Source organism: Micromonospora inyonensis (genome assembly GCF_900091415.1).
Lineage (GTDB): Bacteria > Actinomycetota > Actinomycetes > Mycobacteriales > Micromonosporaceae > Micromonospora > Micromonospora inyonensis.
The window spans coordinates 952,471-975,919 of sequence record NZ_FMHU01000002.1 but is presented as its reverse complement, the minus strand read 5'-3'; the positions used below and the strand labels follow the sequence as shown (position 1 = coordinate 975,919).

Annotated in this window: 16 protein-coding genes and 1 pseudogene; 5 read left to right on the top strand and 12 right to left on the bottom strand. The window is 69.4% G+C overall.

Going from position 1 to position 23,449, the window contains the following annotated elements; translation table 11 throughout:
• The first annotated feature begins 12 nt into the window (after positions 1 to 12).
• Positions 13 to 870: an acetoacetate decarboxylase family protein gene (locus tag GA0074694_RS19330; RefSeq protein WP_091460414.1), complete on the top strand. Its 858-nt coding sequence runs from the start codon at positions 13 to 15 to the stop codon at positions 868 to 870.
• A gap of 79 nt (positions 871 to 949) precedes the next feature.
• A complete protein-coding gene (locus tag GA0074694_RS19325; RefSeq protein ID WP_091460412.1) occupies positions 950 to 1,444 on the top strand; it encodes a GNAT family N-acetyltransferase in 495 nt (164 codons plus the stop codon).
• A 17-nt stretch (positions 1,445 to 1,461) separates the two neighbouring features.
• On the opposite strand, the gene GA0074694_RS19320 is transcribed toward GA0074694_RS19325, so the two are convergent.
• From GA0074694_RS19320 to murD, 3 genes are read right to left on the bottom strand one after another with little or no spacing between them, the layout of a single operon-like run.
• Positions 1,462 to 1,761, bottom strand: a complete 300-nt coding sequence (locus GA0074694_RS19320) for an AzlD domain-containing protein (RefSeq protein WP_091460410.1) — start codon at positions 1,759 to 1,761, stop codon at positions 1,462 to 1,464.
• On the bottom strand, positions 1,761 to 2,597 hold the full coding sequence (locus GA0074694_RS19315; RefSeq protein WP_245714796.1) for an AzlC family ABC transporter permease: 837 nt from the start codon (positions 2,595 to 2,597) through the stop codon (positions 1,761 to 1,763). The genes GA0074694_RS19320 and GA0074694_RS19315 overlap by 1 nt, the downstream gene beginning before the upstream one ends.
• Positions 2,598 to 2,619: 22 nt before the next feature.
• On the bottom strand, positions 2,620 to 3,963 hold the full coding sequence (gene murD / locus GA0074694_RS19310) for a UDP-N-acetylmuramoyl-L-alanine--D-glutamate ligase (protein ID WP_091460408.1): 1,344 nt from the start codon (positions 3,961 to 3,963) through the stop codon (positions 2,620 to 2,622).
• A gap of 54 nt (positions 3,964 to 4,017) precedes the next feature.
• On the opposite strand from murD, the gene GA0074694_RS19305 reads away from it, so the two are divergent.
• A complete protein-coding gene (locus GA0074694_RS19305; RefSeq protein ID WP_091460405.1) occupies positions 4,018 to 5,367 on the top strand; it encodes a MurL-like N-terminal domain-containing in 1,350 nt (449 codons plus the stop codon).
• Here the strand turns inward: GA0074694_RS19305 and GA0074694_RS19300 are convergent, their stop codons facing one another.
• The 3 genes from GA0074694_RS19300 to GA0074694_RS19290 all read right to left on the bottom strand — a co-directional run bounded on the left by GA0074694_RS19300 (position 5,368) and on the right by GA0074694_RS19290 (position 9,394).
• The gene (locus tag GA0074694_RS19300; RefSeq protein ID WP_176738007.1) at positions 5,368 to 6,183 is read right to left on the bottom strand and encodes a phosphotransferase family protein; all 816 of its coding nucleotides are present in this window, start codon (positions 6,181 to 6,183) and stop codon (positions 5,368 to 5,370) included. It lies immediately after the preceding gene.
• Positions 6,184 to 7,718: 1,535 nt separating this feature from the next.
• Entirely contained in the window at positions 7,719 to 8,021 is a 303-nt protein-coding gene (locus tag GA0074694_RS30995; RefSeq protein ID WP_141714199.1) for a hypothetical protein, read from the bottom strand.
• 179 nt (positions 8,022 to 8,200) lie between these two features.
• Positions 8,201 to 9,394: a helix-turn-helix domain-containing protein gene (locus tag GA0074694_RS19290; protein WP_091460400.1), complete on the bottom strand. Its 1,194-nt coding sequence runs from the start codon at positions 9,392 to 9,394 to the stop codon at positions 8,201 to 8,203.
• Between the two features lie 173 nt (positions 9,395 to 9,567).
• Between GA0074694_RS19290 and GA0074694_RS19285 the strand changes: the two genes are divergently transcribed.
• A complete protein-coding gene (locus tag GA0074694_RS19285; RefSeq protein WP_091460398.1) occupies positions 9,568 to 9,834 on the top strand; it encodes a flavin reductase in 267 nt (88 codons plus the stop codon).
• A gap of 32 nt (positions 9,835 to 9,866) precedes the next feature.
• On the opposite strand, the gene GA0074694_RS19280 is transcribed toward GA0074694_RS19285, so the two are convergent.
• The 3 genes and pseudogenes from GA0074694_RS19280 to GA0074694_RS19270 all read right to left on the bottom strand — a co-directional run.
• The gene (locus tag GA0074694_RS19280; RefSeq protein ID WP_091460396.1) at positions 9,867 to 11,141 is read right to left on the bottom strand and encodes a tyrosine-type recombinase/integrase; all 1,275 of its coding nucleotides are present in this window, start codon (positions 11,139 to 11,141) and stop codon (positions 9,867 to 9,869) included.
• Positions 11,131 to 11,322 (bottom strand): helix-turn-helix domain-containing protein, encoded by a 192-nt coding sequence (locus GA0074694_RS19275; protein WP_091460394.1) that lies wholly within the window; start codon positions 11,320 to 11,322, stop codon positions 11,131 to 11,133. Before GA0074694_RS19275 ends, GA0074694_RS19280 begins: the two co-directional genes overlap by 11 nt.
• Positions 11,319 to 12,071, bottom strand: a pseudogene (locus tag GA0074694_RS19270) (replication initiator); the annotation flags it as partial. The pseudogene GA0074694_RS19270 and the gene GA0074694_RS19275, both read right to left, overlap by 4 nt.
• 4 nt (positions 12,072 to 12,075) lie before the next feature.
• Here GA0074694_RS19270 and GA0074694_RS19265 point away from each other — a divergent pair.
• Entirely contained in the window at positions 12,076 to 12,264 is a 189-nt protein-coding gene (locus GA0074694_RS19265) for a hypothetical protein (RefSeq protein ID WP_091460392.1), read from the top strand.
• Between the two features lie 456 nt (positions 12,265 to 12,720).
• On the opposite strand, the gene GA0074694_RS19260 is transcribed toward GA0074694_RS19265, so the two are convergent.
• The 3 genes from GA0074694_RS19260 to GA0074694_RS19250 all read right to left on the bottom strand — a co-directional run bounded on the left by GA0074694_RS19260 (position 12,721) and on the right by GA0074694_RS19250 (position 23,402).
• A complete protein-coding gene (locus GA0074694_RS19260; RefSeq protein WP_245714795.1) occupies positions 12,721 to 13,131 on the bottom strand; it encodes a hypothetical protein in 411 nt (136 codons plus the stop codon).
• On the bottom strand, positions 13,128 to 19,859 hold the full coding sequence (locus GA0074694_RS19255) for a polymorphic toxin-type HINT domain-containing protein (RefSeq protein WP_091460390.1): 6,732 nt from the start codon (positions 19,857 to 19,859) through the stop codon (positions 13,128 to 13,130). Before GA0074694_RS19255 ends, GA0074694_RS19260 begins: the two co-directional genes overlap by 4 nt.
• 72 nt (positions 19,860 to 19,931) lie before the next feature.
• Positions 19,932 to 23,402, bottom strand: a complete 3,471-nt coding sequence (locus GA0074694_RS19250; protein WP_176738182.1) for a LamG domain-containing protein — start codon at positions 23,400 to 23,402, stop codon at positions 19,932 to 19,934.
• Positions 23,403 to 23,449: the final 47 nt, after the last annotated feature.

Here is a 23,449-nt window from a genome sequence, read left to right as displayed (position 1 = left end):
CAAGGAGGCACGATGTCGTTCTCCCGCCGGGAACGCCGGCTGCGCGGCCGGTACGCGAACGTCGACGGGATCCCGTTCCGGATGCCGGTGGCCACCGGGAGCAGCCCGTCGCTGACCGCGCTGTTCCGGGCCGACGCCGACGCGGTCCGGAAGCTGCTGCCCGGCCGGGAGCTGCGTCCACTGCGGATCGGCCGGCACGCGCTGCTGCTCGTCACCGTGGTCGACTACCAGGACACCGACATCGGCCGGTACATCGAACTCTGCGTCGGCGTGCCCTGCCGACGCGGCCTGACCGGTCTCGGTGTCTACATCCACGACCTGCCGGTGAGCACGGAGATCTCGGTCAAGGGCGGCCTGGGCATCTGGGGCATGCCCAAGCGACGGGCCAGCCTCGACTTCCTCGTCGACGCCGACACGGTGAGCAGCCAGTACGACCTGGACGGGCGGATGGTGCTGCGGATCGACGCGCCCCGCCCGGCGCGTACGCCGCTGCCGGTCCGGTTCCGGACGGTCGGCTACGGCTCTTTCCGCGGCCTGCTCGTCAGGTCCCGGATCCGGCTCGCGGGCCGGGTCGGGCTTCGGCGGGGCGGCCGGCTGACCCTCGGCGATCATCCGCGCGCCCGCGTACTGCGCGACCTCGGCGTCGGTTCCCGGCCGTTGGTCACCGCGTTCCTGCCGGCGATGGTCGGGGTGCTGGACGACCACGTCGAGTCCTGGTTCCTCACCTTCGACGCCCCGGTGCCGCCCGCCGTCCCCGGCCTGCGCGACGTGGTGGACCTGGGGTTGGGCCAGGAGTGGCCGCCGCCGCCGGACCGGGCCGCCGCCGACCGTCGGCGGCAACCACCCGTCGGGCAGGTGCCGGGCCGGTGAGACGTCCCCGTGCCGGCCGGCCGCGTGGCAGGCGGAATAGGGCTCGCGGGCGACGACCGGCCGGGCCTAACATCGGCCGGTGATCGACCACGGGCTCCACGACCGGACCGGACGACGCGTCACGCTGCGCGACGTCGACGACGAGAACTGGCGCGCCGTCGCCGACATCGCGCCCCGGGACGACCAACGTGCCTACGTCGCCGCCCTGGCGGCCCGCTACCTGCTGCTGTCCACGCGCGAGAACGTCTGGACCTCGTTGGCGGTCTGTGCCGACGACACGGTGGTCGGGCACGTCATGTGGGGCGTGGACGACGAGGACGGTGCGTACTGGCTCGGTGGCATGCTGATCGACGCGGCCGAGCAGGGCCGGGGACTCGGGCGTGCCGTCCTGCGGACCGTCACGGCCTGGCTGGCCGCGCAGCCGGAGTGCCGGGTGATCCGGCTGTCGTACCACCCGGAGAACACCGCCGCGCGACGGCTCTACGAGTCGGCGGGCTTCACGCCCACCGACGCGGCCGAGGGCGACGAGGTCGTCGCCGAGTTCACCCCGGCCGCCACGCCCGCCCGACCCTGAGGTCGGCGTCCACCGGCTCAGGTGAGCAGGCGCAGCAGCGCGGCGGTGCCCGCGCCGAGCGCGACCACCAGCAGGAAGGGCGCGCGCAGCAGCACGGCCACCAGGGCGACCGCGAAGCCGGCCGCCCGCGCGTCCAGCACCAGGTGCCCTCCGGTGGCGAAGGTCTGCACGGCGACGAGGGCGGCGAGCAGCGCCACCGGGAGCACGGCGGAGGCCTCCTCCACCTGCGGCTTCTCCAGCACCGACCGCGGGACGGCGAGGCCGGCGAGTTTGAGCAGGTAGACCCCGAGGGTGCCGAGCAGGATCGCGGTCCACATCAGCGGTCACCACCGCGACCCGCGCCCGGTACCGGTGCAACCTCGGCACTCTCGCGCGAATCCGCGCGGCGGGTGGCAGCGTCAGGCCGGTCCCGCCGGCCGCGCAGGGCCACGACCACCGCGACCAGTCCGGCCGCCAGGACCGGAAGACCCGCGGGCAGCACCGGAACGGTGAGCAGCGCCGTCGCCGCGGCGGCGACGGCGACCGCCCACAGCCGCCGGTCGCGCAACCGGGGCATCAGCAGGGCGAGGAACGCCGCCGGAGCGGCCACGTCGAGCCCGAGCGCCTCCGGGTCGGGCAGGACCTGCGCACCGAACGCACCGGCCAGGGTGGCCAGGTTCCAGAGCACGAAGACCGAGACGCCGGTGGCCCAGAACGCCAGCCGGGCCTGCCGGGGCTCGTCGCGGGCCAGCGCCATCGCCGAACTCTCGTCGATGACGAGTTGCGCCCCGAACAGCCGGCGCAGGCCGCGTACCCGCAGCAGCGACGAGAGGTTCAGCCCGTACAGCGCGTTGCGCACGCCCAGCAGGGTGGCCGTGGCCGCGCCGGTGAACGCTCCTCCGCCGGCCGCCAGCACACCGATCACCGCGAACTGCGACGCCCCGGAGAACATCAACAACGACAGCGCGCACGCCTGCCACACCGAGAACCCGGACACCACGGCCAGGGCCCCGAACGACAGCCCCAGCGCACCGACCGCCACCCCGACCCCGGCCGCGTCGGCCAGCACCGCCCGCCGGGCCTTCGGCCAGTCCTGGTCGACCACCGCGACGCCCACACCGTCCCCCTCCCGCCGGAACCGCCAGGTCTCCCGGCGCCCGACCGCGCCCATCATGCCGGAGGGCGGAAAGGGCAGGTCAGGCGGTGTCTCGGACGGCCTCCGCGAAGACCTCGGAGCGGTGTTCGAAGTTACGGAACCGGCCATAGCTGGGCGCGGCCGGGGACAGCAGCACCACCCCGTCGGCGGGGGTGAGCTTGCGGGCCAGCCGGACCGCCGCGACCAGGTCGTCGGCGAGTTCGGTACGCACCCGGGGCAGCCCGGCCAGGGCCTCGACGATCCGGGGACCGCTGTCGGGAATGCCGATCACGGTGATCTCCCGCTCGGCCAGGTGCTCCCGCAGCGGGGTGTAGTCCAGTCCCCGGTCGGTGCCGCCGACGATTACGGTCAACGGGCGGGCCTCGTACGCGTCGATCGCGTGCATCGCCGCGTACGGGCTGGTGGCGAGGGTGTCGTCGACGAAGGTCAGCCCCGACGGGTCGGCGATCTCGGTGAGCCGGTGCGCGAGTCCCCGGAACGCGGCGACCGCCGCCGCGACCTCGTCGGACCGGGCCGGCACGTCCACGCCGAGCGCGTCGAGCACCGCCAGGGCCACGCACAGGTTGCCCTCGTTGTGCCGCCCGACCAGCGGCAGCGTCGTACGGCCGAAGAGCGGACGGTCGGCGGCGTGGAACCACGGCGTGCCGTCCGGACCGGGGGCGACGTGGAAGCCGTCGGGACGGCCGGCGCGCACCGCCGGACGGTCGCCCAGCTCGGCGGCGAGCCGCTCGTCGGTGCCGTTGACCACCACCGTCTCCGGGCCGTGGGCGAGCAGGTTGAGCTTGTCCCGGTAGTACTCCCGCTCGCCGCCGTGCGCGTCGAGGTGTTCGGGGAACAGGGCGGTGACCACCGCGACCCGGGGCGAGTCGGTCAGGTCGCTGCACTGGTAGCTGGACAGCTCCAGCACGTACAGCTCGGCCTCGGGCAGGTCGAGCAGGGGCACCCCGATGTTGCCGCCGAAGACGTTCGGCCGGCCGAGCGCGGTCAGCAGGTGGCTGATCAGACTGGAGGTGGTGCTCTTGCCCTTGCTGCCGGTGACCCCGACGGTGCGCGCGGCGTGGTCGGCCATCCAGAGCGCGCTGCCGCCGGTGACGGTCACCCCCCGGCGGCGCAGCTCGACCAGCCACGGGTGGGTCTGTGGCACACCCGGCGAGCGGACCACCACGTCGGCGGCGGCCAGCCGGGCGAAGCCCTCCTCCCCGGTGACCAGCGGCGCGGCCTCGGCCAGCGGCCCGGACCAGTCCAGCGAGAGGAAGTTCGCGCTGTCGTCGACCGCGACCAGCTCCGCCGGGCCGTGGGCGGCGACGGCGGTCACCGCCGCCCGGCCCTCCCGGCCGGTGCCCCAGACGGCGACGGAACGTCCGCGCAGGTCAGACAGGCGCACAGGGGATCTCCTCCAGCCGGGTACGGGCTCATTTGTCACGGCCTAGTATGGCGTGTGCCCAACGAACAGCTCCGGCGGATGGACGCCTTCACCTTCCCGTCCCGCTCGATCGACCCGGCCACCGGCGAGGTACGGCTGGACTACGCGCTGACCGGCCCGGACGGCGAGCTGCGCTTCACCGAGGTGATCACCCTCCCGCCGCCGCCCGAGCCGCCGTCGCAGGCCACCCTCGCCACCCTCGACCGGGTGCTCGACCTGCTGCACCTGGCCGCCGGGGTGAGCTACTACAAGGCCGCCGCCCCGCCCCGCCTGGTCGCGCCCGCGCCGCTCGGCCCGGCCGCCGCCGCGCTGCTCACCGCCGTCTACACCAAGGGCCTCGCCGAGTACGCCTACCGCAACCAGCTGCCGTACGTGCTGGAGCTGGCCCCGGAGATCCCGACCGGCTCGGTGCCCCCGGTGGCCACGGTGGACACCACCGACCGGCGTCCCCTCTCGGCGGTCGGCGGCGGCAAGGACTCCATCGTCAGCCTGGAGGCGCTGCGCCGGGCCGGCATGGACCCGGTGCCCTTCTCGGTCAACCCGAACCACGTGATCGACGCGGTGAACGCGGCGTCCGGCCTGGCCCCGGTGGCCGCCCGGCGGCGGCTCGATCCGGCGCTGTTCGCGCTGAACAAGGCGGGCGGGCTCAACGGCCACATCCCGGTTACCGCGATCAACTCGCTGATCGCCGTCGCCACCGCCGTCCTGCACGGACTCGGGCCGGTGGTGATGTCGAACGAGCGCTCCGCGTCCGACCCGAACCTGGTCTGGAACGGTCACGAGATCAACCACCAGTGGTCCAAGGGCGTCGAGGCGGAGGGGCTGCTCCGCGCCGCGCTCGCCGAGCACGCCGGGCTCACCGAGCCGTACTTCTCGCTGCTGCGCTCCCTGTCGGAGCTGCACATCGCCCGGCTCTTCGCCGCCTTCACCCGGTACGACGACGTGGTGACCAGCTGCAACGCCGCGTTCAAACTGCACGACCCGAGCGCCCGCTGGTGCCGGAACTGCCCGAAGTGCCGGTTCGTCTTCCTCGCTCTCGCCCCGTTCGTGCCCCGGGAGCGGATCACCCACATCTTCGGCGGCGACCTGCTCGCCGACGACACGCAGATCCCCGGCTACCGGGAACTGCTCGGCGTGGACGGGCACAAGCCGTTCGAGTGCGTCGGCGAGGTCGAGGAGTCGGTGGTGGCGTTGAGCCTGCTGGCCGAGCAGGAGCAGTGGCGGGACGCGCCGGTGGTCCGCGCTCTGGTCGAGGCGGTCCCGGAGACCGCCTGGTCGGCGGCGGCGGACTCCGACGTGTTCACCCCGGGCGGGCCGAACTTCGTCCCCCCGGCGTACGCCAAGGCCCTGGACGCGCTCACCTGATCAGGTGCGGTCGGTCAGAAGGTCGTCGAGGGCGGCGATCGACTCCCGCCAGCCGGCGGGACGGTCGTAGGCGACCCAGTTCCGCTCCGCCAGCGCGTGTAGTACCTCGTGGACATCCAGCCGCCGGTGCTCGTCAGGGCCGTCGACGCCGTACCCCTCGACCAGGACGGTGGTGTCGGCGGGTCGGTGCTGGCGTACGTGCAGCCGGGTCTGGGCCAGGTCGCTCAGCGGGTCGTTCCAGGACGCGCGTTCCAGGTCGACGGCTCCGCAGAGCAGGGGCTCGCCGGTGGCCGGGACCAGCAGGTTGCTGTCGATGAAGTCGTTGTGGCACAGCACCGGCCCCGGGCATGAGGCCATTGCCGGCCGGTGGCGCTCGACGAAGCGTCGGATCCGGTCGGCCAGGTGCGGCGGGCCGCCGGAAGCCAGGTGCTCCGCGATCAGGTCACCGGTCCGGGCCGCCACGCGGTCCCACGCGGTGGGCCACCACGGGCCGTCGTCGAGCAGGTCACCGAACTGTCGACCGGCCACCGTGTGCAGCCGTCGTAGCGCCCGGCCCACCTCGCGGGTCAGCGCCGTCGTCTGCGCCGGGTCGAGATCCGCGCGGCGGTCCGCCCACCGCACCCCGTCCAGGCGGGTCATGAGCAGGAAGCTGACCCCCGCCGCTCCGTCGAGCTGTCCGTGCCCCACCGGTCGAGGCCCCACGATCCCCGGTACGTCACCCAGCAGTCGCTGGGCCAGCAGCTCGGTGTCCCGTCGTCGCCGGGCGGTCGCGGGATAGACCTTCAACACGTACGGCGACCCGACCCCGTCGCGCACGCCGACGACCTTCCCCACCGCGCCCTGCACCGACGGCGCCCACCCGTCCCCTCGAGGCCCGGCACCTCCGGACGTAACCGGTCCAGAACGTCGGCGAGCACCAGCGGATCAATGGCCATTGGCACCATCCTGCCGCTCGGCCCGCCGGCCGACCCCGCCAGCCCGCGCACACATCGACGGATGCCAACGACCCACATGGCATTGACAGCATCCGAAACATGGATGAAGTTTCTGCGAAACAGGACGTCAATTCGCTGGCAGTCGAGCGGGGCGGGGTCTTGTGGATGCCATTCTCATGTTGATGCCGCCGGGGACGCGACTGCGGCCGCCTGCGCCGTCGCGGTCGGTGTCGCACCGCCGCCGCGCCCGCAGTCCGCGTCGTCCCGGTTCCGTCCCGACCCACGTGAAGGAGAATTCGTGGAAAGAGTGAACCGGCGGGCCGTGTTGAAGATCGCGGCGGCAGGGACGTTCGGTGTCGCCGCAGCGCCATGGATCGGCGCCGCCACGATGGCGGGCACGACAGCCGCCTCCCCGCAGCAGCCGCAACCGCGCACCGAAGCAGTGAGCCGGCCGGACCAAGGCCCTCGACCAAGATCCGACTGGCTCAAAACTGCTCTACAGGATTCAAGAGCGGCCCCGGCCGAAGCCGGGGCCGCGCGCACGCGCTACAGGCCTACGGCCCCGCGCGCACGCCCGCCACTACCGAGTCGATCAACTACTGTAGCCGGGGACGACCCACAGGTAGTGGCCGTAACGATCCCTTCACAATGCAACCTGGACGAGTGGTTCCGGGGATCGACGCCGCACCGCTACGCGGCACGGCACCGCACGCCCCTCGGGCAGTCGACTCCGGCGACTTCCCATCGCTAGATTTAGATGCATGCGATGTGTGTGACGGCAACCCTGACGGCAACCGGGACAAGCATCGGCAGACGTGAGCGCCCGTGCAGGCACCCTGGGTAAGCAGCGCCAGTGCGAGTTCAACGTCAATTTCTTGCGATCGGCACCCACTCCGCTCGCAAGTCTCGGCACGCCACCACTATTGTTCCACCCGTCATCTGCACCTCATGCAAGCATCCGTTAGGCGCTGGCAGCACTTCATCAAGCTGTACGTCTCCTAGGCGACGACTCTCTGGCCAGATACGCACACCCTCGCCGAGAATGCCTACTGATATCTCCCACCGGGTCACGTCCGCATACCGAATCAGTAGAGATGCATCGTGCTTGAATTCGTTAGCCTTGAAATCAATATCGATGCTGATCTGCGCATGCCCAGCTTCCCGCAGAGCTATAGACCCTATCCTAAGATCCTTAACACAGCGCAGCGAGGCGAAGTCGTAGTGGCCCGGGTCCGATGCATAAGCACGTGCACCCGCGGGGAGCTGCGGCAGGAGCTCCGGCAGAGCCTCTAGGTACGGAGCCGGATCGAGAACATTAGAAGGCCAACCCTCGGGCTCTGATCGGATGTTCACGAACTGCATCAGCAGCCACCACCCGTTCCGATCATCGGGCGCTTCCAAGCATCACCCTTGATGTCAGCCCCAGGAGGAAGCTGGCCAAGCTTCCGCATCTGGTATACCGCGATACCCCTTGAGTCGATTGTGCACCTGATCGGGCACATTGACCTTGCTGGCATCTACTCCATGCTTATTGAAGAACCCGTTACTGCCATAGATGCCAACTTCAGAGCCGCAGTGGTATACGTGAACTCCAAAAGATGCCTGTCCTCGCACGTTAAATTGATCCACTCGCGCCGTGTAATCGCCGTAGAGGCGGATGTCGTCGCCGAGGCCCCCGCCGCCCGCGTTATGTACCAACACCGGCGTGTTGCCGGCCATCACATAGTACGTGTGGCGTTGTTACGGCGGCTGCGGCGATGTCATGGCTTCGATCTTGGCAGGGAGCTGGGCTTTCGCTTAACCACCTGCCGACACCTCATCGATGGTCGGCGATTTTGACAGCAGTCGTGACAGCAACGTGGGCGGACGTCGGGCTGAGCGCGGCGTCGGTCGGCCGTCTACTCGGTCGATCGTCTCGTGCTGGTTGCGTGCCTCTTCTGTGCATGGCGGTCGATGAGGCGGTCGACTGCGGTGATGCGGCGGTGGAGGCGTGCGGACCCGGTGTCGATGGCGGTGGCGTCGATGCGGTGCAGGACCTCACGGGCGGCGTCGAGGTTGCCTGCTCTGGCGTGGCCTTCGGCGAGCCAGGTTTGGTAGAGGGCGACTTCGCGGGCGTGGTCGTGGTTGTAGCCAGCGAGGGCTCTTGTCAGCAGGGGTTCTGCGGTGGCGGGTTGGCCGAGTTCGATGAGGCAGCGGGCGGCCATGACGTCGATCTCGGTGCGGTTGAGCCAGTACACCCATTCGGGTTCGACCAAGCCGTCGGAGCGCTGGTCGTAGACGTCGTTGACGGCGTCGAGGGCGCGGCGGGTGGTGTCGGTGTCGCGAAGGCGGGCGGCGGCCCAGGCGAGGCGTTCCAGCAGCAGGGCCCGCACAAGTGGACTGGCATCGGGGACACCGGTGACGGCGGAGCGGGCGATGAGCAGCGCGTCTTCACGTTTGCCGACGTTGGTGATCTGGTAGGCGAGGCTGGACAGCAGTTGCGCGCCCAGCGCCCTGTCTCCTGCCGATTCGGCGGCGGTGACGCCGGACAGGTAGAGCCGTTGGGCGTCGGGGTAGCGGCCGGCGTCGCTGGCGACCCAGCCGGCGAGTTGGGCGAGTTCTCCGATCACGGTGTACAGCCGTTTACCGGCGGCATCGGTGTAGGAGGCGGTGCGGGCGAGGTGTTCGGCCTGGTCGAGTTCCGTGCGGATGACGGGGAGCAACATGCGGCTGCCGACGGTGTCGTCCAGGTGCCGAAGTTCGATCACCCGGGATTCCAGCGTCTCGATGAGCCCGGTGCCGATACGACGGCCGGCGCGTAGCTGCCTGGGGACGGGTGGGTCGCCGATGAGCCATTCGTGGGTAAGCCGGACCGGGTCTGATGGGGTGCCGATCGGCACGCCGAGGGCGTGTTCGTAGCGTTCGACGACGTCGGGGGTGGCGGGGCGGCGGCCGGTTTCGACGAGACCGAGATAGGGCTTGCTGAAGTGGGTGAGCGCGGCCATGCCGGCAAGGCTGTGCCCGGCGGCCTCGCGGGCGGCCCGCAGCTTCGCGCCGAGGTCGGCGGTGTCGGGTGTAGACGGGGGAAGACCCTGCGGTGGTTCCATGGTCATCTCATTCCGCTGATCCTGGTGGCAGGCCCAGCGGGGACGTGCATCGAGTCCGGACCTGGCTGGTGCTGTTCCGGGAGGGCCGGGACGGGCACGAAGATCGGCATTCTTCATACCCGGGTGCGTGCCCGGCCCTCCCACCGTAGACCACGTACGTTCCGGAGGGTTGAGCAGCGATGTCGATGCACCTGCCGGTTCGCCCGGCCTGGACCTGCGCGGGGTGTGGGCAGGCGTGGCCGTGCCTTACCCGCAAACGTCAACTGTTGGCCGAATTCGCCGGGGCGCGGGTGTCGCTGATGCTCTACCTGTCGCGGTTCTTCGTCGCGGCGTGCGTGGACATGCCGGCCACCACGTCGGGGACCCTGTATCGCCGGTTCTTCACCTGGCCGTACGAGCCATCCGACGGCCGCCACAGTAGCGAGAGCGCCCCGCCGGGGCGGTGATCCCGGCGGGGCGCGTTCTCGGTTGGTCGGGTTCAGTCGTCGGAGCCGTTGTCGGGGTCGTCGTCGGGCTGGTCGGATTGCAGCGCCTGGTCCATGGATTCGACGGCGTGGCGTTGCAGGCGGAGCCGGACGTGGGAGTAGATGTCGGCGGTGGTGTGGATCTGCGCGTGGCCGAGCAGGTCCTTGATCGTCACCAGGTCCACGCCCTGTTCAAGCAGCAGCGTGGCGCAGGTGTGTCGCAAGTCGTGGAACCGGATGTAGCGGACGTCGGCGAGTTCGCAGATGGCCTGGTGGTGGCGGTGCACCGCGGCCGGGTCCATCGGCCCGCCCGTGCTGGTGGTGAACACGAGCCCGGTTTCGGTCCAGTCGTCGGCGGCCTCACGCCGGTCGATGTCCTGCCGTGTGCGGTAGCGCTTGAGCGCGGTGATGCAGTCGCGGGGCATGACGATGCGCCGTGCGGAGCGGTGGGTCTTGACTGGTTGGAAGGTGGGGCCGCCTCGGGTGCGGGCCAGGGTGCGCCGCACGTACAGGTGGCCGGCGTCGAGGTCGATGTCGTCCCAGCGTAGGCCGAGCAGTTCGCCCCGACGTAGTCCGGTGCGTAGTGCCAGTTCGAACAGGGGGCCGTGGCGGTGGTAGGCGGCGGCGAGGAGGTAGCGGCGGGCCTCGCCGGCGGTGAACGGTTGGAAGTCGCTGCGCGGGGTGGGTAGCCGTACCGAGCTGGCGACGTTGCGGCCAAGGAGGTCTTCGCGGACGCCGTCGGCGAGGGCGGCCGAGAGGACTGCCCGGATGTAGCGGACCGTTGCCGGGCGGATGTGCTTGCGGCAGCAGTTGCCGATCGCGCAGCAGCGCGGCCGGCGGGCCTTGACCGGATGGTCCGGGTTCCGCTTGGCGTCCCAGCCCTGCGCGCAGCACTGGCACACGCCCGGAAGCCGGTCAAGGAAGGTCCGCACGTCCCGGACCGTGAGCGTGCCGAGTTTCCGCGCGCCGAGACCGGGGATCAGGAACCGACGGACCAGGGATTCGTAGGTGACGTACGTGGTGGCCCGGAGCCGGTGCCGGGCCAGGCCGGTCAACCACGCGGTCAGGTAATCGCCGACGGTGAGGTTGGGGTCGGCGGCCACGACCAGGCCCCGGTTCGAGTCGGCCAGCTTCTCGGCAAGCTTGTCCGCCGCCTGGCGGCGGGTGGCGCCGTAGACGTAGATGCGCTTGCGGCTGCCGTCGGCGGCGAGGACGTAGCCAGCGCCGCACCAGCGGCCATCGGCCCGCTGGAAGATGGTGCCTTCGCCGTTGGCCTTTCTACCGGCCATGGTCGGCCTCCTTGTTCAGTGAGTCGAGGTAGCCGGCCAGGGACCGGGCCGGGATGCGGCGGCAGCGGCCGATGCGGACGGAGTGCAGCCGGCGGGAGCGGATCAGGTCGTAGACGGTGTGCCGGCCGACTTGCAGACGGGCCATCACGTCGGTGACGGTCAACAGGTCGGGGCTGCTCACGCGTCCTCCCCGAGTTGGCCGGTGTAGCGCCAGTCCCCGACGGCGAGCAGGTCGGTGGTCAGGTCGACACCGACAGCGGCGGCGTGTCGGGTCAGCCGCCACCGGCGCCGTTCACCGCGTAGCGCGGCGAAGGTGGTCGAGTAGGCCAGTGACTTGCTGGTGACGTGGCCCCGGTAGCCGAGCTGGTGCGCCCAGCGGCGCAGCCGCAGCCCTCGCAGTTCGGGCAGTCCGCCGAGCCGCCAGCAGGTTTCCACCAACAGGCGGCCGTGCGCCGGGAGCTGGTCGAGGCTGACGCCGGGACGTCTGCCGGTGCCCGAACACACCCGGCACCAGAGTCGGAGCCCGTCGCCGGGGCGTAGGCCGTCGCCTCGGCAAGCGCGGCAGAACAGCGGCGGCAGGTCGACGCCGACGGCCTCGGCGGTCTTCATGGCGTACTTCGCCACATACCGGGCCACCACCACATCCCCTGCGGGAAGCGGCTGAATGTCAACCTGCCGGCCCCACCGCAATACAGGCCCGCCGACCACCGCTGGCATGGGGACGGCGACGACGGGGACCGCCCGGCGGATCGAGCTTTCCAGCACGTCGCTGGTCGCCCAGGTCGGCGGCGGGGTGGGCAGGCCGTCCGGTCCGTCGAGCCGGACGATCGCGTGGAAGTGGACCACTCCCCGCGCCTGGAACTCGGCGACCTTGGCGAAGGCCATCCGGACCTGCCGGGCCGCCTCGCGCCGGGACAGGCCAGCCACGGCGTTCATGAACAAGGACACGGCCGCCGCCTGGCAAGCCACCGAAGAACTCGCCACCCTCCAACAGACACACACCGACCTCGCCGACGACCTCGCCGCCTACGAAGCCAACCTCGGACGAGCCGCCGGCACCACCAGCAGCGCCCCTGCCGCCGACAGGCCAGCAGTGAAGCGACGCCGCAACCCCAAGGCGTAGCCCAGCAGCCCCGCCACCGACGGAGCCACTGGGCTAAGAACTGCTTCACCAGATCAAGACGGCCCGGCTGACGCCGGGCCGCGCGCCCGCGCTACAGCCTTCGGCCCGCGCGCACGCGGCCGCCGCGAGCGGAGCGGCCAATCGACGCCTCCCAGCCGACGCGATCAAGGCCGTGACGATCCCTTCACGGGCCAACCACGGCGATGGGTTCCGGGGATCGACGCCACGCCGCTACGCGCCGTGCCACCGGAGCCCTGCGCCGGCAAGGTGTCGCTTGAACGAGCTTCACGCCTCGGAAGGACAACCCGCAGCTTCATCGAGATACTTGCATGTATGCCAATTGCCTGACATCGACAGTGACAGCAACGCAGGCAAACGGCCGCACCCTTCAGCGCCCACCGCAACGACGAAAACACGTTCCGCAAGAGGGCTCAACCAAGCTGACGCCCCTCCTTATCACACGAGGTCGATGTTAATGCCGTAAGTCTGACTCAGCTCTTCAACCAAACGCGCGCCAGCGTAACTTACGATTCCACGATTCCACCATTCATCCATAGGGGCCCTTGGAAAAGCATCAGTGCGCAGGATTCTGCGGAACTCTTCATCTATTTCTAAGACCGCCCGCCGCAGATCATCCAGTTCAGGAAAATGAGCAAGGGCCGATTCTCGCATCGCGCGCTCCAGGCCATCACGCGCCGTCAAATCATTGAAATAGTCTTCAGCGTCACCTTTATAGCCACGGATACAGGACTCTACGAATCCCGACCATCGCGCTAGGAGGGCATCCGGCTCGCAGTCTCGCCAGCGCCCTGTGTCACGCATGAACTGGGCGAACACCTGGGCGAAGCTCGCATCTCGCACCGTCATCTGGCAGCCTCGCGAGCGAAGTACGCCGCTGGGTCATCAGGACGGAAGTATGTAGTAATCACGTTACCTTGCCTAATTCCGACCCTGCCGGACGAGTCAAGTCGAATGATGGCTCCGTCGCTGCTTCGTACAGCCTGCCGCGCTCCCGCTGGGCAGGAATTGCCGCACATCAGCTTCTGCGCATCGGATACGAAGTCCTCGAATCCGCCGTCATAGTCATACTCTGACATATCCGGCTTGCGCGTTGCATTGCCGGCATCATCGAGGCCAAGAACATGCTTGTCGTATTTCTCGTCAGCCACCCCGGGCTTGAAATTGCAGTTGTGAACGAGCACCGGAGTTTCGCCGGCCATCACATAGTACGTGTGGATGTCGTCGATGGTGAGGTTGTGGACCTGTTGGGGTTGGGTCCATCGGGCGATGGAGGTGATCTGGACGTGGGTGCCCGCTGAGGTCTGGAGGAGTTGGCCGGCGTGGAGGTTGGTGGCGTCGATCCACTGGTGGAGTTCGGGCACCCAGAACGGGTGGTTGTCGGTGGCCACGACGGACGCGGTAGCCGTGCCGGCCTCGCCGTCGAGGTCGATCGTGACCTTGACCAGGTGCTTCTCACCATCACCGGTGATCGTGGCGACCACTGTCTTGGCGACGGTCTCGCCGGTTTCGGGATCGGTGGCGAGCACCTGCTCCCCGGTGGTGATCTCCTCGATGGGTTTGCGTGAGCCGTCGGCCATCAGTACGAGGGTGCCGGGGAGGAAGCTGTTCTTGCATGATTTCGCCGTGATGAGTTGTCTGACTCCGCTGACGAGGTCGCCGAGCAGGCCCTTGACCTTGTTGCCCAGGGCGACCCCGTCGTCCCACTTCCACGGGGGCCCGTACTTGCGGGCGAATTTGGCGACCAGGCCGCCCACGAAGGAGGTGGCGAGGTCGATGGCGGTGTTGAGACAGCCGTCGAGGTCGCCCTTGGTGAGGCAGTTCAGGGCGTCGGTGATGCCGAGTTCGTCCATGGCCACCTTGGCCAGGGACTTCGCGGCCTCGAGGATCTTCTGTTTCGCTCGGGCGATCCGCGCCTGACGCTCCCGCTCCGCCGCTTCGGCCGCCGAGTCGTTCCCGCCGTCGTTTCCACGATCGCGCTTGGTGGTGGAGGCTGGGGGGAGGTTCAGCGGCTTCCCGGTCACGGTGATGCCGGTGTCGGTCTGGTAGCCCTGCTGTCCGTCGCCGTCGTTGCCTTCCTCGTGGTAAAGGCCGGTCGGGTCGGAGAAGGTTGCCGGGCTGTTGTTCGCGTACGCGTACCCGTGCATCTGTTGCGGGTCGTTGACGTCGATGACCGGGTCGACCGAGATGAACCGCCCGATCTTCGGGTCGTACTCGCGCGCCCCGATGTTGATCAGACCGGTCGTGGGGTCCAGGTTGCCGCCGACGAAGCCCTTCTGTGTGGGCCACTGCCCCGGTGCCGGCTGGGTGCCGCGTGGATTGCCGAACGGGGTGGAGCGGCGGTGGACGATTGCGCCGGTCTTGTCGATCGTGGCCTGTCCGGTGCCGTGGTGGTCGGGCTGGACGTAGTGCAGGCCGTTGAGCTTCCGGACCATCGTCCCGCCGCCGGGCAGACCGTAGAAGTGGGTTCCCTCGGTAGCGCGGGTGGTGTGGTTGAGGCGTACTTCCATGCCCGGCAGGTAGAGCGTCGTGGCGTCCGGCTCCTTACGGAGGATCCGGGACCCGTCGACGTCGTAGACGAAGCTCGTCTTCGCACCAGCGGCGTCGGTGACCGAATCGAGGTTGCCCTCGGCGTCCCAGACCAGGGTCTGGTCCTCACCCACCTCGGTACGCGTCGTGGTGTTCCCCGCGTTGTCGTACTGGTAGGTGTGGAGCCGCGTCCCTTGCACGGTGGTCTCGGTCATCTGGCTGAGCGTGTGCGGCCGGGGCTGGCCGGGCGCAGGGTACTTGTACTCCCGCTCGGTGAGCAGGCTGCCGCCGACCGCGTGCTGGGTCTCGGTCTTCCGGTTGCCGACCACGTCGTAGGTGTACGAGTGGCGGTAGGGGGCGATCCCACCGACACCGGTGGTGGCCGCGCCGCCCGCGCAGGGATCGGTCGCCGTGCTCGCCGAGGTCCACGCCTCGGTCATCCGGCGCAGGTAGTCGTACGTGAAGCACTGCACGTCACGGACGTTGCCCGGAGTGTCCGCGATCTGGGTGACGTTGCCCGCCGGGTCGTACGAGTAGAGAGCGTCGACGTCGTAGGTCGGCCCGCTGGTGCGGCTCAGGGTGTGGCGGCTGAGCCGCCGCGTGCCCTCCTCGTACGCGTAGGTGGCGAAGACGTTTCCGGTGCCGAGTGGTGCTTGCACCCGGGTCACCTCACCGGTCGCCTCGTACTCGGCGCTGAGGAGGTACGCGGTGGAGCCCTCCATGGCGGTCAGTCGCTCAAGGTTGTCGTACGTGTAGGCGATCGACTCGAAGGGCAGGCCGCCGCCGTCGGACACCCCGATAGCGTTTACGGTGCCGTCCGGGTTGTACTCGGTGCCGAAGGCGTACATGGTGGCGAGTTCGGCACCAGCGTGCGGTGGTACGTAGTACTGGGTGCCGTGCGGCCGGTAGAACTCGTCATACCCGACGTAGTACGTGGAGTAGACGGCATCGTCGACGTACCGGTTGGTGCCGGAGAGCGTCCCCAGCAGCTCCAGATCCCAGGTCCAGTCGCTGAGCAGCTCACCGGTGGCCGCCGAGCCCTCGTAGGTGGCGAGCTTGCGCCCGATCAGGTCGAAGGAGTGACTGACCGTGGCACCGGCCCCGTTCGTCGTGCTGGTCAGGCGGTCGAGGTCGTCGTAGCTGAAGGACGAGGTGCCGGCGTCCGGGTCGACGGATCCGGTCTTCCGGCCCCGCTGGTCGTACGTGTGCCGCCACACGTTGCCCGCAGGGTCGGTCACGGTCTGCAAGTGACCTGCCGGGGTGTACGTGTACGTGGTCGTGTCGTAGGCGGTGCTGGGGTCGGCACCCTTGTGCTGCCGCAACTCGGTGACCTGGCCGAGGGCGTTGGTGACGGTGGTGCGGGGCGTGCCGCCCTGCGGCGGGTCGACCGCGACCCGGTCTCCGCCGTAGGTGGTCGTGGTCCGCCACTTCTCAGCGCCCCGGACGATGAAGACTTCGGCCTTGACGCGGTCCGCGCCGTCGTAGAGGTATTTCGTCTGCCGCTCCACCGAGCTGAGGACCGTGCCGACGATCTGGTCGCTCGGGGCTCCGGCAGCCTGGTACGTGGCGTACGTCCGGTCGAGCTTGCCGGTCCCCGTGTAGAAGGTGTCGGCGACCATGCGGGTCCCGGTTGGCCCCTCGTTCTGGATCTGCCGGGGACGCAGGAATCCGTCGTAGAGCGTGTACTGCACGCTGTAGGACTGGTCGTTCTGCCTCTTCTCGGTCTTCACCGCGACCGGCTGGTCGGCGCGGACCAGGTAGGTGTACTTGATGTTCGGCGCGGCGGCCCCGCCGACTCCGCTGGTGTCCGGCAGCCAGACCTTGGTCAGCCGGCCGAGCGGGTCGTACTGCAACTCGGTGAGCAGGTCGTTCGGGTCGCTCTGGCTGACCGGGCTACCCCAGGCCGGGGCGTACCGGGTGGTGGTCTCGTGTCCCAGCGGGTTGCGCTCGACCAGCGTCGTGGTCAGACCGTTGGTCTCCGTGTAGGTCATGTGGGTGACCGAGCCGACGGCGTCGGTGGCGGTCTTCGGGCGGCCGTACTGGTCGAAGGTGCCCTCGGCGACCCGGACGTAGGTCGCGGTGGTGCCGTCGTGGCTGGCCAGCCGCTCGGTGCGGGTCGGGTTCCCCAGGGTCGGGGACACGCCGAACGCGTTTCCGTCGTACCGGGTCCGGTCGTCGGAGATGACCTGCGTACTCCGGTCCGGGGTGGCCGAACAGAGCACGGACACCGACTCCACCCGCGAGACGAGCGCGTAGAGGTAGACGGTCGAGCTGTCGGCATAGCTGGTACGGACGCAGGACTCGTCGCCGGTCTTGCCGACGTCGCCCTCGTGTTCCGTGCGGATCGGCCGGCCACGGACGGAGTCGAAGGTCGTCGAACTCTTCGTCTGCCTCCATCCGCCGGCGGCCAGCGCGGTGAAGTTCCGGGTCGTGGCGGTGTTGACGAAGGCCGCCGTCTTGCTACCCCACGGATGCGACTCGGTCGCGCTGACGTAGCGCCAGGGCGTCGTGATCGTCTTGTTGACCTCGGTGGGGCCGTCGAAGGTCGTGCCCTCCAACTGGAAGCCGACGAGCTGGTCGTGATCCGTGTAGCTGGCATTGGTGGAGTCGCTCACGGTCACCGAGCGGGTACCGCCGGTCGGTGACTTGTCGCCGTGCATGCCGCGGAAGTACCGGAACTCGTCCTTGGTGGTCATCACCGCGCCGTCGCCCCGGATGACCTGGACCCGGCCGTAACCGCGCCACTCGCTCCACGTCTGGTCCTCGACCTTGCTGATGCCGTCCGGCTCCGCGTGCCGCCAGGCGGCACCGTCGAGGTAGTCGTACTGGGTGACCATGTTCGGCGCGGCACCGGTGCGGTCGACTTCCTTGACCTCGGCGACGACGTACTTGTGGAACCAGTCGGTGGTCTGGCCGGCGCTGCCGAGCGGGTTCCACTTGACCGGGAAGCAGCGCCGGGTGCTGTTGCCCTCGGTGGGCAGGGTGCTCTCCGTGCAGTCGGGATCTTCGTAGAGGATGTCGATCTGACCGCCGGTGTCGGTGTAGATCGTGCTCATCCGGGGGCGGATCAACGGCGCGATGAAGTCGCCGGTACGGTCGATGCGATTGGGCAACTGTTGCGCCTCGAGCTTTACGACCGGCATGGCGGCGCTGCCGTTGACCAGGCCGGTGTGCGTGATCTTCTCCAGCCAGAGGCTGCGGCTGCCATCGGAGTTGTCGAGGAAGATGTGGCCGAGCTTCCACTGGTCGACCGGGATCCAGGCGGTCGCACCCCGGATCTCGGTGGTGATCGTGGTGAGCCGCTTCCGGGTCCAGAAGGTCGGGGTGATCTGGTCGGCCCGGCAATGGGTGTTCGCCGCGCAGTTCCGGTCGAACGGCACGTCCGGCCAGTGGGACGCGGTGGCGTCGGTCAGGTCCGCCGGGTCGCAGTCGACGCCGGTGGTGGGCAGGCAGCGTTCGTCGGTGCCGAACTGCACCCGGGCCGGGGCGTTACTCGTGTAGACCGCGCCGTCACGCTGGCCGTAGTCGATCCGCTTGAGCCACCCGCCACGGTGATAGGGCACCCCGTTGACGTCCGTCCGCTTACCCCGGGCGTAGTGGTTCGTCTCGCGCCCGTAGAAGTAGGAGGTGACGTTCCCGTGGCGGTCCTTGACGTAGTCGAGGTTCCACCGCCAGCCCTGGTCGCAGTACGACTCGGTGAAGGTCGCCTTCTTGCAGGGTTCGTCGGCATCGTCGCCGTAGATCGGGACGGTCCAGGTGGAGCTGGTCTCCTCCTTGCCGGATGTCCAGCCGGGCAGCCGGTTGAGGCCGAAGTAGTACTGGGTGCCCTCGGGGGTCGTCACCCGCCAGTGCTCGCCGGTGTCGCCAGCGTCGCCGACGTTGGGGCTACCGCTGTCCCCGTTGACCGCGCCGCGCAGTCGTTCGACCTTCGAGTTGTCGTCGTCGGCGAACCGCCAGGTGTGCGCGCCGACCTTGACGAGTTCGGTCGACTTGCCGTTGATCAGGATGGTGGCGTTGTCGTACGCCCAACACTGGTCGGCGTACTGGGTCTGGCCGTCGTCCGCGCAGGGCTTGTAACGGCGCTCGATGTATCCGGGTTCGTAGGTGAACCCCTCGCCGATCCAGGAGCCCTGGTTGTTGGTGGTGGTGGTGCGGCCGTCTACCGCCTGGGAGGAGTAGCTGAGCGCGGTCCCGGGTCCGCCGCCACCAGGCACCGGGGGCGTCCGCATCGGGTACGACCAGGAGAATCCGCCGGTCGACGGGGCGACGGACCACTTCGAGGAGGGCGCCAGGCTGGTGGCCGCGTAGCTGCCCTGGGCCGACGAGTCCGTGGCCGTCAGGGCGAGGAGGGCGTTACCCGTCGCGGGGGTCGTCAGGTCGGCCGAGACGGTCCGGTTCTCGCCGTCGTTCACGGTCGGCAGGGACTGCGCGGCGCAGTCCGGGCGGTCCGGGGTGCTGAGCGCGCACTCCGGGAGGCGGACCAGGCGCAGCCGGGCGCCGAAGTCACCGCCGTAGGCACCCGCGATTCCCGCGTATCCCGCGCCGAACCGGATCGCGCCCGCATCTTCCCGACCGTCCGAGCGGCTGACCCGGAACACCGGACCGTTCACTCCGGCCCGTGCCGACCACGCCCGGTCCAGGACCTGAACCCGAACCTTGCCCGGAACCGACGGCTCCCGGTCGGTGGTACGCGGCGACCGCTGTTCACCGGGCACCGTCACCGAGACGGCGAGACCGCCGACCGTGGCACCGGTCGAGGTCGGGACGGCGATCTCCTCGGTGGCAGGAGTTGGCCAGGTTACCTTCACCGGCGGGGCGGCCGTCGCACCGCTGGCTGGTGTGCGGGGCTTCACCGGCAGCGGCGGAAAGGCGGGGGGAGGTTTGCGGTCCGTGGCCTCCGGACGGCCTGGGCGGTCCGGGGTGGCGTCGGCGGGTGGAGCAGTGACCTGCATGAGGCTGACCGCCATCACGGTGGCCATCGACCAGGCAACCGGCCGGACCAGCCGACGGCGGAGCATCCCGGGCACGGTCATGACGCGGGAGAACATCAACCCTCCAAGGGGTCCACGACGGGATGAAGGTTGAGGGCGTCCGGGACAGGGGGCCCCGGACACCGGTCGTCAGATGGTCGGCTGTTCCCTGATCGAGATGGTCAAGCGCTGTACGAGGGTGGTGTCGGCGACGCCGTCGTAGACGCGGACGTCGTCCACTGCCGCGGAGAGGTGTTCGCGGTAACCGTCGTCGACAAAGGCCCGGCCCAGTTGCAGTCCGCCGGTGGCGGTGAACGGCGTGATCAGTTCGATCGCGTCGGTGGGCACGCCGTTGACGTAGAGCAGCATCTCACGGGTGTAGCCGTTGTAGACCAGTGCGAGGTGGTCGCCCTTGCCCAGGGTCCTGGGCCTGGTTCCGGTGTCCACCGCCGTCGAGGTCGCGCCGACCGTGTCCGTGCCCGGAACCGCCATCTCCCAGGTTCCTGCCGCGTTGCAGCGGACGATGACGGAACTGTTGTGCGTGCCCTTCTGGGACAAGACGGTCATGGGCGTACCAGCACAGTTGCTGGTCAGCTTCACCCGAGCCGCGATGGTGAAGCTGCCGGCCATGTCGGCGGAGGTCGGCGTGCTGGCGTAGCTTCCCGGCTTGGCGGTGAGGGCGAGGTGACCGCCACCGAGCAGCGACAGCGCCGGGTGCTGGTAGATGGTCGCGTCGACGCCGAGGGTCATACCGGCACCGTTGCCGTGTTCCGGGCTGACCTTGCCGGACTCCGCGTTCAACCGCCAGTACGCCTTCCGGCTGGGCGCGGTCTTCTTCAGGCCGGTGACCTCGCTGGCCAGCACCAGCCGGTCGAACACCGAGATGTCGGCCATGTCCCCGGCCCAGTAGTCGGCATAACCACCCTTGACGATCCGTCGGCCGAGCTGGACCGGACCCAGCGACCGGGCGAGGGAACGGCGCTGCGCGGTGACCGGGGCCGCTGCCCCCACCTGCAACGACATGACCTTCTGGACCGCGTCGAAGCTGGCTGCCACATACGTCCACCCGGTGGTGGCACCCGGCGCGGTGACCTTCCACTCGCCGAGGGAGTCGACGGCGGTGACCGGCATCCGGAACACCCAGGAACCCGCCTCGACGCCGAGGGTGAAACCGGGTTCACCGACGCCGTCCTGGCTCACCGCCGTCTGTCGCCGGGTCGTGTCGTCGACCTTGAACCAGCCACTGACGGCGAAGCTCGCCGAGGTGTTGAGGACGTTCGTAGTGGTGGCCAGGTAGCCGTTGGCCGTTCCGTCGAAGCTGGCGGCGGAGTCGGAGGCGCCGCCCGGCCCCTCCACCCCGAGGGTGACGCCGCTGCCCACGGTCGCGTCGTGGCCGCCGAACTGGTCGTCGGCGACCGGGTCTCCGGCGACATCCGACAGGGACCACTGCGCGGCCGGCGGACGCTTGCCGACCCGGAAGGTGCAGGAGGCGATGCTGCTGAGCCGGCCGGCCCGGTCCACCGCCTGGACGTTGATGCGCTGCGGCCCCTCTCCGGTGGGCGTCCAGTTCGCGAGGGTCACCGGACCGCCATCGGTGGCTGGGCGCAGCACGTTGGTGGGCGATGGGTTGACGTTGAAGCCGTACCGGTACTCGACCACGTCGGTGGCGGCGGAGTCGAAGGTGAAGCTGCCCGGCACGCCGATCGACCCGTGCCAGTCGTCGTCCTCGATGCATGCGGACGCGTTCGCGGTTCCGTTGTCGGCCGTGTCCGCGGGCAGGTAGGTCACGGAGTCGACGTCCGGCGCGCTGGGGTTGGTGGTGTCGTACCGGAACTGGCAGACCTCCCGGGACCCGTCCGAGCTCCACGGTCCCCAACTCGTGCCGTCGCTGGCGCGGACCTCCCAGGAGATCGGAACGTTCTGGGCGATACCAGGTGGTGCGGTGACGGTGAAGGGCGACCCGCTGCTCAACAGCCCGGTAGTCAGGGTGTGACTCTGCAACGTGCCGCCAGCCGGCGTCCAGGTGACCCGGAACTCGGCTTTGATCTTCTCGGTGTGTGCCGAGGAGTGGTCCGGGTCACGGAGCACCGCGACGAGCTTCGGCGGCACGTCGACGTACGGCGCCGCAGAGCCGTAGACGCACTGGCCACCGGGGGAGGTGGTCAGCTCTGACTGGTTCGCGATCAGCGGTGCGCGGTTGTAGCGGACGGAGAGCAGACCGTTGTCGCAGAACCGCTTGCTGTGGGTCGAGTCGGACTCGTTGGCCGCTCGCAGGCCAAGTGTGATCGTGCTCCACCGGTTGACGACGGCGAGGTCCACGGCGGCCTTGACGTTCCAGGCGACGTTCTGGTTCGTAGCGGTGCAGGTCGACTGGGTACTCGTGGGAGACTTCGTGTCCTGGAGGATCGCCCCGCTCCAACTCGCACCGCCCGGCTGGTTGCTCCAGTTGGTAGCGGTGCTGATGCCGGACGACATCAGGTAGACGGCCGCCGCCCGGGCGGTGGAGTTGTAGGCGTGCTGCATGGTCACCCGGAACTCGGCGCTGAGGATGGTGGTGCCGGCGTACGGGGTGGCCAGGCGATAGAAAAGCCGCTTCACCTGGGAGTTGTCGCAGAGGCTCGGGCACCGGCCGATTCGTTCGTGCCGCTTTCCGTCGAACTTCCAGTACTCCTCGGACGGGTAGCCGCTGTCCACCATCGCCCACGCGCTGTTGGTGCTGCTCTGCCATACCGGGTCGATGTACACGGGGAAGGTGGTTTCCGGATCGTCGAGCATCCCGGCGTCCGGTGTAAGGGTGAGATTGCCGCTCGCGTACTCCAGATCCACCGAAGCCACCGCCGAGCTGTCGCCGGGACCCCGTGGCGAGGCATCCTCCGGGTCGGACGCGGTCGACAGAGACCGCAGCGTCCCACCCTCGCCGCTGCCGCTGTCCCACATGGTCGGCGCGTCCGCCTCCAGCACCGGGTTGCTGGTCGCCGGGTCGAGCGCCACGACCCCGCCGCCCTCGGTCTCCTCGACGGTCAGTCCGTCGGCGGTCACGCCGAGCCGGAGATCCTGCAACTCCGGCAGGTTGGCCGCCTCCGGGGTCTTCAGCACGAGGACGTTGGAGAAACCCTCCACCGACACGTTCGTGACCAGGTCGACGTCCTGGAGGACGTCGGGATAGACAGCCTGGTCACCGCTGAGGACTGGGGTCGGCAGCGGGCCGTGCGGCCAGGTGAGGGTCATGCTCTGCTGGTCCCGCATGACCACCATCAGGGGCGTGGTGCCACCTGGGGAGAGCCGCATGTCGATGAGCGCCGCAGTGGGGGTGATCGAGCCGTCCGGCTGCGTGACCAGGGCCGCGTCCGCCGGTACCCAGGCGTCGCCGCGAGTCACGCGGACCGGCTGCGCGTGGTCGTTGGCGATCAGTGTGCCGTCCGGCTGTGCGAACACGTCCCGGTACTCGCTGCGGTGCGCGAGCACCTCGACCGGCTGGTTCAGCGCGGCGGCGGCGACCAGGGCCTCGGCCTCGGTGTCCCGGACCGGATTCTCCTCGACCTGCGCGATCGGGGTGGTGGCCGGAGACGTGTGTTCCGGTACGAACGCCACCGTGAACATCAGGCCGGTGAGACCGACCATGAGGCCGAACGTGACGAGTCGACCTCGCTTCCGGCTACGACTGGCCA

What these genes read in the sequence shown, in the direction of transcription:
- GA0074694_RS19330 (WP_091460414.1), top strand. Translation starts at nt 13, where the DNA reads ATGTCGTTCTCCCGCCGGGAACGCCGGCTGCGCGGCCGGTACGCGAAC.
- GA0074694_RS19320 (WP_091460410.1), bottom strand. Translation starts at nt 1,761, where the DNA reads ATGTGGACCGCGATCCTGCTCGGCACCCTCGGGGTCTACCTGCTCAAA.
- GA0074694_RS19315 (WP_245714796.1), bottom strand. Translation starts at nt 2,597, where the DNA reads ATGATGGGCGCGGTCGGGCGCCGGGAGACCTGGCGGTTCCGGCGGGAG.
- GA0074694_RS30995 (WP_141714199.1), bottom strand. Translation starts at nt 8,021, where the DNA reads ATGGCCGGCAACACGCCGGTGTTGGTACATAACGCGGGCGGCGGGGGC.
- GA0074694_RS19290 (WP_091460400.1), bottom strand. Translation starts at nt 9,394, where the DNA reads ATGACCATGGAACCACCGCAGGGTCTTCCCCCGTCTACACCCGACACC.
- GA0074694_RS19285 (WP_091460398.1), top strand. Translation starts at nt 9,568, where the DNA reads ATGTCGATGCACCTGCCGGTTCGCCCGGCCTGGACCTGCGCGGGGTGT.
- GA0074694_RS19280 (WP_091460396.1), bottom strand. Translation starts at nt 11,141, where the DNA reads ATGGCCGGTAGAAAGGCCAACGGCGAAGGCACCATCTTCCAGCGGGCC.
- GA0074694_RS19265 (WP_091460392.1), top strand. Translation starts at nt 12,076, where the DNA reads ATGAACAAGGACACGGCCGCCGCCTGGCAAGCCACCGAAGAACTCGCC.
- GA0074694_RS19260 (WP_245714795.1), bottom strand. Translation starts at nt 13,131, where the DNA reads ATGACGGTGCGAGATGCGAGCTTCGCCCAGGTGTTCGCCCAGTTCATG.
- GA0074694_RS19255 (WP_091460390.1), bottom strand. Translation starts at nt 19,859, where the DNA reads ATGTTCTCCCGCGTCATGACCGTGCCCGGGATGCTCCGCCGTCGGCTG.
- GA0074694_RS19250 (WP_176738182.1), bottom strand. Translation starts at nt 23,402, where the DNA reads ATGGTCGGTCTCACCGGCCTGATGTTCACGGTGGCGTTCGTACCGGAA.